Genomic DNA, 12,864 nt, shown 5'->3' with positions numbered 1-12,864 from the left:
CGGACGATGCTGCCCTGATCGGCACACACCTCAGGATCTGCACAGGACTCGGTCAGCACGAAGCACCCGGCGGCATACTCTTCTCATCCCGATCAGCCACGATCGAGGAGGGGCATGAGCGCGGCCGACCAGGACGGCGATGCCGATGACGTGCGCAGCGAGTCCGGTCATCGGTCGATCTGGCTGCGGCCCGCCGGCATCTCGGCGCTCGCTGCGGTGGCGGCGGTGATCGTGACACTCGTCGGCGTGCTCGTGAGCCTTCAACAGGGTGCGTCGCCGACGCAGCATCCGCCGGCCCAGCAGTCATCGACGAGTACTGATCGACCGGCGCTCTTCGTCTACGGCTCCTCCATGCCGGGGCAGTCGCGCTACGACCTCATCGCGGAATATGTCCTGGAGTCGAAGGCGGATGCCGCGGAAGGCTTCCTGTACGACTCCGGGCTCGGATACCCGCTGGCGAAGTTCGGACCGGGCGGCGAGGTTCGCGGGGTCGTGCTGTACCTGCATCCGGAGACGGCAGACGATGTGCTCCGCGAGATGACGCGCGTGGAAAGCGGCCTCTTCCATCCTCGAAAGATCCGCACGCAGGGCGGCGTCACCGCCACCGCGTACGAATGGATCGGCGCCACCGACGGATTCCCGCGCATCGCCGAGTGGGACGGGTCCACGGCAGACTACGGGCTCATCGTCGACGAGCGCACGCTCGCCGTGGGCGACTGCTACAGCCGGACCGCGCGCGCCTTGGAGGTCATGACCACGTTGTGCGCCGCACCGCACGCATACGAGGTGTTCGCGCTCGTCGATGCCGGTGGCGATGCGCAAGCGTCGTGCGAGGGTGAGTTCGCAGCGTTCGCGGGGCTGCCCTATGCCGAATCCATCCTGGAGGTCGAGTACGTGGCGTCCGACCGAGGCGTCGCCTGCGTCGTGTTCGAGCCCGAGGTCCTGACCTCCGGCAGCCTCGCGAGCGCCCGTCGCTGAGACGCCTCACGCGATGCGACCCAGCAGTTCGAGCACCGCGAGCGCGTAGGCATCCGCGGGTTCCGGATGCTCGAACACCAGCGTCTCGCCGGCGACCTCGATCGCGACCTCGTGCGTGTCGGGCAGGCGCCGCAGCGACCGGAAGGCGCCGCGCAGCAGCTCGCGCAGCTGGTGCTCGTGGGGCAGCCACAGCGCGTCCTCGAGCGCGACGGAATCCAACGCCCACTCGGTGGTGCCGTTGAACGCGAGGAGCTTGCCGGTCGGGTACTCGCGCGGCTCGATCGTCATCTCGCTCACGACGAAGACGTCCGCCTCGAACTCCGGTTCGTCGAGCTGGAACCGGTCGCCCGAGCGCGGATGCCACACGAGCCCCGCGTCGCGCAGCGCGATCGCCAGATCGGTCGAGATCATGACGCCAGCGTAGGGCGGTCGGGAGGGCTCACTGCCGGAGTCCGCCGAGATCCTGCCGATTCGCAGGCGCCGGCACAGGCGGCATCCGCATGGACTCTAGGCTGAACCGCATGCCCGCACCCGTCACCCTCCCCCGTCGCTCGTGGGGCGACCCCGCCGCCGAGCGGCGCGCCCTGCTCGTCCACGGTCTCGGCTCGAACGCCGCGCTCATGTGGCGGTTCGGAGTCGCGCTCGCCGACGACGGGTGGCGGGCGGATGCCGTCGACCTGCGCGGCCACGGAGACGCGCCGCGCGCGCTCGATTACACGCTCGAGGCCTACGCGGCCGACCTCGCGGTGACGCGCGCGGCATCCGGATCGTGGGATCTCGTGATCGGCCACTCGCTCGGCGGAGCCGCGGCGACCCTCGTCGCGTCGCGCGACGGGTCGTGGGCGAAGAGGCTCGTGCTCGTCGACCCCGCGATCCACCTGACGCCCGCCGACCGCGAGAACGTTCGCGTGAGCCAGGAGGAGGCGTTCGCGGACCCGTCCATCGAGGCGGTGCGGGCGCAGCATCCGTCATGGCACGAGCTCGACATCGAGCTCAAGGCAGCCGCCGCGCAGCAGGCGAGCCGGTGGGCCGTCGAGCAGACGAGCGCGCAGAACGCGGACTGGGACGTGCGCGACGCTGCGGTGCGCCTCGCTGTTTCGACGCACGTGATCGCCTCCGATCCCGCGGTGTTCAGCCTCTTCGCGGGAAAGCCCGCGGCCGAGGTCGTGCACGAGAACCGCAGCATCACCATGTCGGTCGTCACGGGGGCGGGGCACTCCCCCCACCGCGACAAGCCCGACGACACGATCGCGCACCTGCGGGAGGCCCTGCGCCGCTGACGAGGGCCAGAATGGGCGAGTGAGCGATTTCGACCCCTCCGCGTTCCTGTCCGACGAGCTGCTCGAGCGCATCCGCTCGCGCGCCGCCGGGTACGACCGCGACAACGCCTTCCCTCAGGAGGACCTCGACGAGCTGCGCGCCGCGGGCTACCTCGCGATCCTCGTGCCCGAGGAGCTCGGCGGCGCCGGGCTCGGGCTGGCCGAGACCTCCGTTCTTCAGCAGCGCCTCGCAGGCGCCGCACCCGCGACCGCCCTCTCCGTCAACATGCACCTCGTGTGGACGGGGGTCGCGAAAGTGCTCGCCGACCGCGGCATCGACTCGCTGCGGTTCGTGGAGGAAGGAGCGGCTGCGGGCGAGCTCTTCGCGTTCGGCATCAGCGAAGCCGGGAACGACCTCGTGCTGTTCGGGAGCGACACGGATGCCGCGCCCCGCCCCGACGGCGGGTACGCGTTCACCGGCAGGAAGATCTTCACGTCGCTCGCGCCGGCCTGGACCCAGCTCGGACTGCACGGCCTCGACACGACGAGCGACGACGGGCCGAAGATGGTCTACGCGTTCGTGTCGCGCTCGGAGGAGGCCGACGGGCGCGTCGTGACGCGCGACGACTGGGACACGCTCGGCATGCGTGCGACGCAGAGCCGCACGACCGAGCTGCACGGCGCGATCGCGCCCGCCGACCGCGTGGTGCGTCGCATCGATCCGGGCCCGAACCCCGACCCCATCGTGTTCGGCATCTTCAGCGTGTTCGAGCTGCTCCTCGCATCGGTGTACACCGGCATCGCGCGGCGCGCGCTCGACCTCGCGGTCGAGACGGCGGGCAAGCGCCGGTCGAAGAAGACGGGGCTCGCGTACAGCCAGGACCCCGACATCCGCTGGCGTGTCGCCGACATGGCGCTTGCGTACGACGCGCTGCCACCGCAGCTGTGGTCCCTCTCGCGCGACGTCGACGAGCGGGTCGACCACGGCGCGCGCTGGTTCTCGCTCCTGTCGGGCATCAAGCACCGCGCCGTCACGATGGCCAAGCGCGTCGTCGACGACGCCGTGCTCGTCGCGGGCGGTTCGTCCTACTTCTCGTCGAACGAGCTCGGGCGCCTGTACCGCGACGTGCTGGCGGGGCTGTTCCACCCGTCGGATCCCGAGTCGGCGCACTCGACGGTCGCGACGGCGTGGCTCGGGCCGCTCGAGAGCTGAAGTCGTCGCCGCGGAACTGGTCAGGAATCGAGAAGCCGGGCGGATGCCGCATCCGTAGCCTGAAACCATGAACGCAGCCAACGACACGCACACCGGATTCTCTGAAGAAGAGCGCGCCGCGATGAAGGAGCGCGCCGCCGAGCTCAAGGCGCAGCGCAGCGGCGGTTCGAAGGTCAAGCAGCTCGAGAAGGACCGCAAGGCGGTGCAGGAGGCGATCGCGGCGCTGCCTGACGAGGACCGCGTGCTCGCCGAGGCCATCCACGAGATCGTGATCTCGGTCGCGCCCCAGCTCGACCCCAAGACGTACTACGGCATGCCCGCGTACGCGCGCGACGGCAAGGTCATGATCTTCTTCTCGCCGGCGTCGAAGTTCAAGGAGCGGTACGCGTCGCTCGGGTTCAACCCCGACGCGAACCTCGACGACGGCAACATGTGGCCGACGACCTTCGCCGTCCTGAAGCTGACGGATGCCGAGAGGAAGCGCATCGCGGCCCTCGTGAAGCAGGCCGTCAGCTGACTGAGGATCGTCCGCGTACGCGCCCGTCGCCCTCTTCACCGGCACGGGCGCGTGCGAGGATGACCGCATGACGCGCACGCCGACCCCTGAGATCGTCGAAGGGCTGCTGAGTCCCGCCGACCAGGCGCGTCGCCACGGCCTGCGCGTCATGAAAGGCGTGGCGCTCGGCGCCCTGCTGTTCATGGCGGTGCTCTTCGCGGTCGCGTTCGCGCTGCAGGAGCAGTACGAGTGGCTCGCATACGTGCGCGCCGCGGCCGAGGGCGGCATGGTCGGCGCGCTCGCCGACTGGTTCGCGGTGACGGCGCTGTTCCGGCATCCGCTGGGGATCCCGATCCCGCACACCGCGATCATCCCCAACCGCAAGGACGAGATCGGCCGCAACCTCGGCGAGTTCGTCGAGACGGAGTTCCTGCGCGGCGAGCTCGTGCGCACGAAGCTCGAATCGACGCCGATCGCGGCGCGCCTCGGCGAGTGGCTGCGCGAGCCTTCGACAGGCTCAGGCACCTCCCACGCCGAGCGCGTCGGGGAAGAGGCATCCGTCGTCGCGTCGGGCCTGTTGCGCGCGCTGAGCGACGACGACGTGCAGGAGGTCATCGAGGCCCTCGCGCGCGAGCACCTCATCGCGCCCGAGTGGGGACCGCCGCTCGGCGGGTGGCTCGAGCGCGTCGTCGAGGGAGGCGCGCACCACGGGGCCGTCGACCTCGCGGTCGACAGCGTCGCGGGATGGCTCGAAGCCAACCACGACGCGTTCCGGGGGCTCGTGTCGCGGCGGCTGCCGTCGTGGGTGCCTTCGATCGCGCAGCGACTCGTCGACGATGCCGTGTACAACGAGGCGGTCAAGTTCGTCTCGGCGATGCAGCGGGACCCGCGGCATCCGGCCCGCCTCGCCATCGACGGCTACCTCGCCCGCCTCGCCGAGCACCTGCAGCACGACCCCGCCACGATCGGACGCCTGGAAGACGCGAAGGTCGCGGTGTTCGACAGCCCGCGTGTGCGCGAGCTCGCGGGCGAGGCCTGGAACGCGGCGAAGTCGGGACTGCTGACGTCGCTCGCCGACCGCGACAGCGCGCTGCGGCGTCGCATGACCGAAGCGCTCGTCCAGATCGGCGAACGGCTGGTGACGGATGCCTCGCTGCAGCGCCGCGTCGACACCCTCGTCACCGACGCGGCGGTCGTGCTGGTCGACCGCTACCGGCACGACATCGCCTCGATCATCACCGACACGGTCGAGCGGTGGGATCCCGCCGAGACGACCGAGAAGATCGAGCTCATGGTCGGTCGCGACCTGCAGTACATCCGCCTGAACGGCACGATCGTCGGCGCGCTCGCGGGCCTCGTGATCTTCTCCGTCGCGCACGCTCTGCTGGGCTGACTGAGGGCTACCGCGGTGGTCGGCGCGATGGCCGCGTCGGTAGCCTGGGGGCATGGCCGCCAGCGGCGAGAACCTCGTCTTCAGCTACGGCACCCTGCTCGATCCCGACGTGCAGCGCGCGGTGTTCGGACGCGCGCTCGACGGCGAGGACGACGTGCTCGTCGGCTACACGATCGACTACATCGACGTGCCCGACCCGCGCGTGTTCGAGCTGTCGGGAAAGTCCGTGCATCCGATCATCCGGCCCACCGGGAACGCCCTCGACAAGGTGGTCGGCAAGGTCCTGAGGCTCACCGACGAGGAACTCGACGCCGGCGACGACTACGAACAGTCGATGTACCGGCGGGCAGCCGTGGCCCTCGCAAGCGGACGCACCGCGTGGGTGTACATCTCGACTCCCGAAGGAGACCTGCGTGACTCTGCCGACTGATCCGCTGTGGCCGCGAGCGGGCGGGTGGCCGGCGCCTGAGCCCGGCACCGATGCGGATGCCGCGCTGCTCGGCGTACCCACGTGGCGCACTTCGCTGTCGCCGACGGGCGCTCACGCGACACCGGCGGCGGTGCGCGAGGCGCTGCGCCGCTACTCGCCGACGGTCCTGCTGCAGGGCGAACCCGAACGGCACGCGATCGCGGGGCCTGTCGAACCCGTGGATCTCGATGAGGTGCTGCGGATCGTGGACGCGGGCGACGTCGACGAGCCGGACGGCCCCGACGGCGAGGCGACCGCGCGCGAGGCGGTCGCGCGCTTCGCCGAGCGGACCGGACTCGTGATCGCGCTCGGCGGCGACAACTCCGCGACCTACCCCGTCGCACAGGGCGCGCGGGCGACGGGGCTCATCACGATCGACGCGCACTTCGACCTGCGCGACGGCGTCTCGAACGGCTCGCCCGTGCGGCGGCTCGTCGAGGACGGCCTCGACCCGTCGCGCATCGTGCAGCTGGGCATCGCGGACTTCGCGAACTCCTCCGCGTATGCGCGCCGCGCGGCGGAATGGGGCATCACGGTCGTGACCTGCGAGGAGCTGCGCCGCCGCGGAGCGGCCGACGTGATCGCCGACGCGCTCGACGTCGCCGGAGCGTGGCCGGGCGACGAGGCGTCCGGAGTCCGCGTCCATCTCGACGTCGACGTCGACGTGTGCGACCGCGCAGTCGCCCCGGGGTGCCCGGCGTCGGTGCCCGGCGGACTCGAGGCACGCGAGCTGCGCGCGCTGGTGCGGGCGGCCGGGGCGGACCCGCGCGTCACGAGCGCCGACATCGTCGAGGTCGACGCGACGGCGGATGCCGCGGACGGCCGCACCGTGCGGCTCGCGGCGCTGTGCGTGCTCGAGCTGCTCGCGGGGCGTGCGCTGCGCGCCGCAGACAACGCCCGTGGCATGCTGAGCGCATGATCTCGCTCGCGCTCGTGCGGCACGCCAAGTCGGATTGGAGCACGGTGAAGCGCCCCGACGGGCGCCTCGTCGCCGACCACGACCGCCCGCTCAACGACCGTGGCGGGCGCGACGCGCCCCGCATGGCGCAGCGGCTCGCCGACGCGGGGTTCCGCGCCGACGTCGTGCTCTCGAGCACCGCGCTGCGCGCCCGCACGACCGCTGAGGCGTTCGCCGACGCGCTCGGGGCGCCGCTGTCGCTCGAAGACGAGCTGTACGGAGCCTCGTCGAAGACGCTGTGGGCCGTGGCGTCGGCGGCGGGGCATCCGCGTGTTCTCGTCGTCGCGCACGACCCGGGGATGAGCGCGCTCGCGGCCGACCTGTCGCGCGACCGCATCGAGCACATGCCGACGTGCGCCGTCGCGACGTTCACGTGGGACACCGACGACTGGGACGTCGCCGATTCGCTCGAGCCCGTCGACTGGACGTACGACACGCCGCGCTGAGGTCGCCGACGCAAGGCTAGAGGGCTGCGCCGTCCTTCCACACGCGCCCGACGAGCGGCACGCCCGGGCGGTACGCGAGGTGCGTGCGCGTCGGCGCGTCGAGCAGCACGAGGTCGGCGCGAAGGCCGGGAGCGATCGCCCCGACGTCGTCGCGCCGCAGCGCACGGGCTCCCCCGGCGGTCGCCGCCCACACCGCCTCGGCCGGTGTCATGCCCATCTCGCGCACGGCGAGCGCGATCATCAGCGGCATCGAGCTCGTGAAGCTCGACCCCGGGTTGCAGTCGCTCGCGATCGCGACGGTCACGCCCGCGTCGATGAGCCGCCGCGCGTCGGGGTACGGCTGACGCGTCGAGAACTCGACGCCCGGCAGGAGCGTCGCGACCGTGAGCGAGGACGCGAGCGCCGCGACATCCGCGTCATCGAGGTAGGTGCAGTGATCGACGGATGCCGCGCCCATCGCGACCGCGAGCCGGACACCCTCCCCGAGCCCGAGCTGGTTGCCGTGCACGCGCGGCTCGAGGCCGTGTGCGATGCCGGCGGCGAGCACGCGGCGGGACTCCTCGGGCGTGAACGCGCCCGTCTCGCAGAAGACGTCGACCCAGCGGGAGTGCGGTGCGCACGCGCGCAGCATCGCGCCGCACACGAGCTCGACGTAGTCGTCGCGGCGGTCGGCGTACTCCTGCGGCACGACGTGCGCACCGAGGAACGTCACCTCGGGCGTGACCTCGGCGGCGAGCCGCGCCAGGCGCTCCTCGTCGGCGACCGTGAGCCCGTACCCGGTCTTGATCTCGAAGGTCGTCGTGCCCTGCGCATGAAGCTCTGCCACGAACGCGCGCAGCCGCCGTCGCAGCGCGTCGTCGCTCGCCTCCCGCGTCGCGGCAACCGTGCGCCGTATGCCTCCTGCGGCATACGGCGTTCCCGTCATGCGGGCTTCGAACTCGTCGGCGCGGTCGCCCGCGAACACGAGGTGCGTGTGGCTGTCGACGAACCCCGGGATGACCGCCCGCCCTTCGGCGTCGACGACCTCGACGCGCACATCCTGCGGGGTGCGGGCCTCCGCCGCAGAGCCGACCCATGCGATGCGCTCGCCCTCGATGAGCACAGCCGCGTCGCGGCGCGTGCCGCACGGGTCATCCGGCGTGCCGACGTTCGTCGTGAGCTCGCCGATGTTCGTGATGAGCGTCGCGGTCACCGCATCCGTCCCCTTCGTCTCCTGCCCCCAAGGTGCCGAGATTGCACGAACGGCGATTCGGATTCCCCGACCCCGGTCATTCGCGCAGTCTCGGCGCCCGGCGGCACCCGCCGCCGCACGTGTCAGTCGTCGATCATCGGGATCTTGAGGCCGCGCTCGCGCGCGACCTCCTTCGCCCGCTCGTACCCCGCGTCGACGTGCCGCATGACACCCGAGCCGGGGTCGTTCGTCAGCACCCGCTCGAGCTTCTCGGCGGCGAGCGCCGAGCCGTCGGCGACGGTGACCTGGCCGGCGTGGATCGAGCGCCCGATGCCCACGCCTCCGCCGTGGTGGATCGACACCCATGCGGCGCCGGATGCGGTGTTGAGCAGCGCGTTGAGCAGGGGCCAGTCCGCGATCGCGTCGGACCCGTCGGCCATCGCCTCGGTCTCGCGGTATGGGCTCGCGACGGAACCGGCGTCGAGGTGGTCGCGGCCGATCACGATCGGCCCCGACAGCTCGCCCGACGCGACCATCTCGTTGAACTTCAACCCGGCGAGGTGCCGCTCCTTGTAGCCGAGCCAGCAGATGCGCGCCGGGAGGCCCTCGAAGTGCACGGCGTCGCCCGCCTTCTCGAGCCACCGCACGAGCCCGGCGTTCTCGGGGAACAGGTCCATGACGGCGCGGTCGGTCTTGCGGATGTCCTCCGGATCGCCCGAGAGCGCGACCCACCGGAACGGTCCGCGCCCTTCGGCGAACTGCGGTCGGATGTACGCCGGCACGAAGCCGGGAAACTCGAACGCGCGGTCGAACCCGCCGAGCTTCGCCTCGGCGCGGATCGAGTTGCCGTAGTCGAACACCTCGGCTCCCGCATCCTGGAAGCCGACCATCGCGGCGACATGCTTGGCCATGCTGCCGCGCGCACGGGCGGTGAAAGCCTCGGGGTCACGCTCGGCCTCGGCCTTCCAGTCCTCGAACTCGATGCCGACCGGCAGGTACGCGAGCGGGTCGTGCGCGCTCGTCTGGTCGGTCACGACGTCGACCGCGATCTCGCCGGCCTGATGACGCGCGAGCAGGTCGGGGAAGACCTCGGCGGCGTTGCCGAGGACTCCGACGGAGAGTGCCTCGCCGGCGTCTTTGGCGGCGAGGACGCGGGTGAGCGCTGCGTCGAGGTCGGTCGTGTACTCGTCGAGGTAGCCGTGCTCGACGCGCCGCTTCAGGCGCGACTCGTCGACGTCGACGATGAGGACGACTCCCCCGTTGAGGGTGACGGCGAGCGGCTGCGCGCCACCCATGCCGCCGCAACCGGCCGTGAGCGTGAGGGTGCCCGCGAGGCTCGCGGATGCCGCATCCGCCCCCCTCTTCGACGCGAGCGACCGCGCGACCGCCGCGAACGTCTCGTACGTGCCCTGCAGGATGCCCTGCGTGCCGATGTAGATCCACGACCCCGCGGTCATCTGCCCGTACATCGTGAGGCCGAGCTCTTCGAGCCGGCGGAACTCGGGCCACGTCGCCCAGTCGCCCACGAGGTTCGAGTTCGCGATGAGCACGCGCGGCGCCCACTCGTGCGTGCGGAACACCCCGACCGGCTTGCCCGACTGCACGAGCAGCGTCTCGTCGGGCTCGAGCTCGTCGAGTGTACGCACGATCGCGTCGAACGCCTCCCACGAGCGAGCCGCACGGCCCGTGCCGCCGTACACGACGAGGTCCTCGGGATGCTCGGCGACCTCGGGGTCGAGGTTGTTCATGAGCATGCGCTTGGCGGCCTCGGCGCCCCAGCTCTTCGCGGTGCGGTCCGCGCCGCGCGGCGCGCGCACGGTGCGGGCCTGCTGTGCACTCGGTGTCTCGATCATCGGCTCTGCTCCTCTGGGGTGTCGTGTGCGGGCGCGGCGTCGAACGCAGCGCGGGCGATCGCGCCGGCGGCGACGAGTTCGGTCGCCGCCTCGATGTCGGGCGAAAGGAAGCTGTCGGCCCCGGGGCCGCCGACGCGCGTGCGAAGGAGATCGCGCGCCGCGGCGGTCGCGGGGGCCGGATCGAGGGGTGCCCTCAGGTCGAGCGCACGGGCCGCTGTGACGAGCTCGATCGCGAGCACGCGCGCGAGACCGTCGATCGCACGCCGCAGCTTGCGCGCCGCCGCCCAGCCCATCGAGACGTGGTCCTCCTGCATCGCCGACGACGGAATCGAATCGACGGATGCGGGCGCCGCGAGCCGTTTGAGCTCGGACACGATCCCCGCGGCGGCGTACTGCGCGATCATGAGGCCCGAGTCGACTCCCGCCTCGTGCGCGAGGAACGGCGGAAGTCCGTTGCTGCGCGCGGGGTCGAGCGCGCGGTCGGTGCGACGCTCCGAGATCGACGCGACGTCGGCGACCGCGATCGCGAGGAAGTCGAGCACGTACGCGACGGGCGCGCCGTGGAAGTTGCCGTTCGACTCGACGCGCCCGTCGGGCGTGATCACGGGATTGTCGATCGCGGCGGCGAGCTCGCGCGACCCGATGAGGCTCGCGTGCTCGAGCGTGTCGCGTGCGGCACCGTGCACCTGGGGCGAGCAGCGCAGCGAGTAGGCATCCTGCACGCGCGTGCACACGGCGGGGTCGCGGTGCGACGCCATGATCGCGGAGTCCGCGAGCAGCGCCCGCAGATTCGCGGCCGACGCCGCCTGGCCCGTCTGCGGACGCAGCGTCATGAGGTCGGCGGCGAACACCGCGTCGGTGCCGAGCTGGCTCTCGATCGACATCGCGGCGGCCACGTCGGCCGTGTCGAGCAGCATCCGCAGGTCATGGGCGGCCAGCAGCAGCATTCCGAGCATTCCGTCGGTGCCGTTGATGAGCGCGAGCCCCTCTTTCTCGCGGAGCTCGAGGGGCGTGACGGATGCCGCGGCGAGCGCCTCCGCCGCGCGCACGATCTCGCCCGATGCCCCCGGGTTGTGGACGTCGATTACCCGCACATCGCCCTCGCCCATCGCCGCGAGCGCGATGTGCGCGAGCGGCGCCAGGTCGCCCGAGCATCCGAGCGACCCGTACTCGCGCACGATCGGCGTGATGCCCGCGTTGAGCATCGCCGCGTAGGTCTCGACCACCACGGGCCGCACACCCGTGCGACCGGTCGCGAGCGTCTGGAGGCGCAGCAACTGCAGTGCGCGGACGACCTCGGCCTCCACCTCGGGGCCCGTGCCGGCGGCGTGCGAGCGGATGAGGCTCGCCTGCAGCTGCATCCGCCGATCCCGCGGGATGAACGTCGTCGCAAGGGCGCCGAAGCCGGTCGAGATGCCGTAGTGGGGCTGGGGGTCGTCGGCGAGACCCTCGACGAGCGAGCGGGTGGCGGCGACGCGCTCGAGGGCTGCGGGGTCGAGCTCGACGCGCGCGCCGTGACGGGCGACGGCGACGACGTCGTCCGGGCGCAGGGGTGCGGCGCCCACCGTGACGACGTCGAGCGAAGGGGTGACGGTGGTCATGTGAGAGATTCCACACCCGCGCACCGGCGCGCGACAGCGGTGCGTGCCATCCTGTGTCTGTGATCCCAGACAAGCCCCAGGTCCCCGCGGCCGACCAGACCCTCCGGATCCTGTCGTTCCTCGCGCGCCAGCGCGGACCCGCCGCGGCGCAGGCGATCGCGACGCAGCTCGGGATCCCGCGCTCGACCGTCTACCACCTGCTGCGCACACTCGCCGCGCACGGCTTCGTCGTGCACGTGCCCGCCGAGCGACGGTGGGGCCTGGGCACCGCGGCGTTCGAGCTGGCAGGAGGCTATGCGCGGCAGCAGCCGCTCGCGCGTCTCGGCCGCCCGATCGTCGCGGCTCTCGCCGACCGTGCGGGCGAGAGTGCGCACCTCGCGGTCATGACCGGTCGGGACGTGCTGTACATCGTCGAGGAGCGCGCTCCGCGACGGCCCGCTCTCGTCACCGACGTCGGCGTGCGCCTGCCCGCCCACCTCACCGCGACCGGGCGCGCGATGCTCGCGGCGCTCCCTCGCGAGCAGGTTCGGGCGCTGTATCCGGATGCCTCCGCCTTCGCCGATCGCACAGGTCGCGGTCCCGCGAATCCGCGCGAGCTGCGCGAGGTCCTGCGCGAAGTGCGCAGTCGCGGCTACGCCGTCGAGGACGGGGAGGTCACCCTCGGGCTGCGATCGGCGGGCGTCGCCGTGCGCGACCACGCCGGCTGGCCGGCGGCGGCGATCGCCGTCACGTGGCCTGAGGACTCCGACACGGATGCCGACCGCGTCGCGGCCCTGGTGGGCGACGCCGCCGAGGAGCTCTCGCGCCGCATCGGCGGCAGGTGACTTTCGGGATAGGCCGATCAGGGCGCATCCGCAACCCCTAGTGCGGCTCTCGCCGAGCGCGCCTATCGTGGCCCCATGCTCCCTGTAGACATTCCGGACAGAGAACGGCTCATCTCCCTCACGGAGCACCGGGACGCGGCGAGCGTGTCGATCAGCCTCGCGTCGTCTCCGGTCCCTCAGGACCACGAACGCATCCGCATAGC

13 protein-coding genes are annotated in these 12,864 nt (G+C 71.9%); 9 read left to right on the top strand and 4 right to left on the bottom strand.

The features are described from left to right. Positions 1–114 precede the first annotated feature (114 nt). Entirely contained in the window at positions 115–978 is an 864-nt protein-coding gene (locus tag VFF97_RS10175) for a gamma-glutamylcyclotransferase family protein (protein WP_325033387.1), read from the top strand. Positions 979–984: 6 nt separating this feature from the next. Here VFF97_RS10175 and VFF97_RS10170 read toward each other — a convergent pair whose 3' ends face one another. Then, positions 985–1,389, bottom strand: a complete 405-nt coding sequence (locus VFF97_RS10170; protein WP_325033386.1) for a pilus assembly protein CpaE — start codon at positions 1,387–1,389, stop codon at positions 985–987. Positions 1,390–1,499: 110 nt separating this feature from the next. Between VFF97_RS10170 and VFF97_RS10165 the strand changes: the two genes are divergently transcribed. The 7 genes from VFF97_RS10165 to VFF97_RS10135 all read left to right on the top strand — a co-directional run bounded on the left by VFF97_RS10165 (position 1,500) and on the right by VFF97_RS10135 (position 7,212). Then, the gene (locus VFF97_RS10165; RefSeq protein WP_325033385.1) at positions 1,500–2,258 is read left to right on the top strand and encodes an alpha/beta hydrolase; all 759 of its coding nucleotides are present in this window, start codon (positions 1,500–1,502) and stop codon (positions 2,256–2,258) included. A 19-nt stretch (positions 2,259–2,277) separates the two neighbouring features. Beyond that, positions 2,278–3,450 carry an acyl-CoA dehydrogenase family protein gene (locus VFF97_RS10160; protein ID WP_325033384.1) on the top strand — a complete coding sequence of 391 codons (1,173 nt, stop codon included), beginning with the start codon at positions 2,278–2,280 and terminating at the stop codon, positions 3,448–3,450. 67 nt (positions 3,451–3,517) lie between these two features. Further along, the gene (locus VFF97_RS10155; protein WP_325033383.1) at positions 3,518–3,967 is read left to right on the top strand and encodes a hypothetical protein; all 450 of its coding nucleotides are present in this window, start codon (positions 3,518–3,520) and stop codon (positions 3,965–3,967) included. A 67-nt stretch (positions 3,968–4,034) separates the two neighbouring features. Further along, positions 4,035–5,339 (top strand): DUF445 domain-containing protein, encoded by a 1,305-nt coding sequence (locus VFF97_RS10150; protein WP_325033382.1) that lies wholly within the window; start codon positions 4,035–4,037, stop codon positions 5,337–5,339. Between the two features lie 52 nt (positions 5,340–5,391). After that, positions 5,392–5,769 (top strand): gamma-glutamylcyclotransferase family protein, encoded by a 378-nt coding sequence (locus tag VFF97_RS10145; protein ID WP_325033381.1) that lies wholly within the window; start codon positions 5,392–5,394, stop codon positions 5,767–5,769. Further along, positions 5,753–6,727: an arginase family protein gene (locus VFF97_RS10140; protein ID WP_325033380.1), complete on the top strand. Its 975-nt coding sequence runs from the start codon at positions 5,753–5,755 to the stop codon at positions 6,725–6,727. The genes VFF97_RS10145 and VFF97_RS10140 overlap by 17 nt, the downstream gene beginning before the upstream one ends. Continuing rightward, positions 6,724–7,212 carry a SixA phosphatase family protein gene (locus tag VFF97_RS10135; protein WP_325033379.1) on the top strand — a complete coding sequence of 163 codons (489 nt, stop codon included), beginning with the start codon at positions 6,724–6,726 and terminating at the stop codon, positions 7,210–7,212. The genes VFF97_RS10140 and VFF97_RS10135 overlap by 4 nt, the downstream gene beginning before the upstream one ends. A gap of 16 nt (positions 7,213–7,228) precedes the next feature. Here the strand turns inward: VFF97_RS10135 and hutI are convergent, their stop codons facing one another. From hutI to hutH, 3 genes are all read right to left on the bottom strand, one after another. After that, positions 7,229–8,404 (bottom strand): imidazolonepropionase, encoded by a 1,176-nt coding sequence (gene hutI / locus VFF97_RS10130; protein WP_325033378.1) that lies wholly within the window; start codon positions 8,402–8,404, stop codon positions 7,229–7,231. Positions 8,405–8,526: 122 nt separating this feature from the next. After that, positions 8,527–10,236, bottom strand: a complete 1,710-nt coding sequence (hutU, locus tag VFF97_RS10125; protein ID WP_325033377.1) for a urocanate hydratase — start codon at positions 10,234–10,236, stop codon at positions 8,527–8,529. Then, the gene (gene hutH, locus VFF97_RS10120; RefSeq protein WP_325033376.1) at positions 10,233–11,837 is read right to left on the bottom strand and encodes a histidine ammonia-lyase; all 1,605 of its coding nucleotides are present in this window, start codon (positions 11,835–11,837) and stop codon (positions 10,233–10,235) included. The genes hutU and hutH overlap by 4 nt, the downstream gene beginning before the upstream one ends. Positions 11,838–11,890: 53 nt before the next feature. Between hutH and VFF97_RS10115 the strand changes: the two genes are divergently transcribed. Further along, complete coding sequence (locus VFF97_RS10115) at positions 11,891–12,661, top strand: IclR family transcriptional regulator (protein WP_325033375.1); 771 nt, start codon at positions 11,891–11,893, stop codon at positions 12,659–12,661. Positions 12,662–12,864 lie beyond the last annotated feature (203 nt).

The organism is Microbacterium sp., assembly GCF_035687345.1.
Lineage (GTDB): Bacteria > Actinomycetota > Actinomycetes > Actinomycetales > Microbacteriaceae > Microbacterium.
The sequence above is the reverse complement of the archived record's forward strand: the minus strand, read 5'-3'. Positions and strand labels throughout refer to the sequence as shown.

Bases quoted from the DNA above. Each gene is read 5' to 3' on its own strand.
- VFF97_RS10175 (WP_325033387.1), top strand. From the start codon at position 115: ATGAGCGCGGCCGACCAGGACGGCGATGCCGATGACGTGCGCAGCGAG.
- VFF97_RS10170 (WP_325033386.1), bottom strand. From the start codon at position 1,389: ATGATCTCGACCGATCTGGCGATCGCGCTGCGCGACGCGGGGCTCGTG.
- VFF97_RS10165 (WP_325033385.1), top strand. From the start codon at position 1,500: ATGCCCGCACCCGTCACCCTCCCCCGTCGCTCGTGGGGCGACCCCGCC.
- VFF97_RS10155 (WP_325033383.1), top strand. From the start codon at position 3,518: ATGAACGCAGCCAACGACACGCACACCGGATTCTCTGAAGAAGAGCGC.
- VFF97_RS10150 (WP_325033382.1), top strand. From the start codon at position 4,035: ATGACGCGCACGCCGACCCCTGAGATCGTCGAAGGGCTGCTGAGTCCC.
- VFF97_RS10145 (WP_325033381.1), top strand. From the start codon at position 5,392: ATGGCCGCCAGCGGCGAGAACCTCGTCTTCAGCTACGGCACCCTGCTC.
- VFF97_RS10135 (WP_325033379.1), top strand. From the start codon at position 6,724: ATGATCTCGCTCGCGCTCGTGCGGCACGCCAAGTCGGATTGGAGCACG.
- hutU (WP_325033377.1), bottom strand. From the start codon at position 10,236: ATGATCGAGACACCGAGTGCACAGCAGGCCCGCACCGTGCGCGCGCCG.
- hutH (WP_325033376.1), bottom strand. From the start codon at position 11,837: ATGACCACCGTCACCCCTTCGCTCGACGTCGTCACGGTGGGCGCCGCA.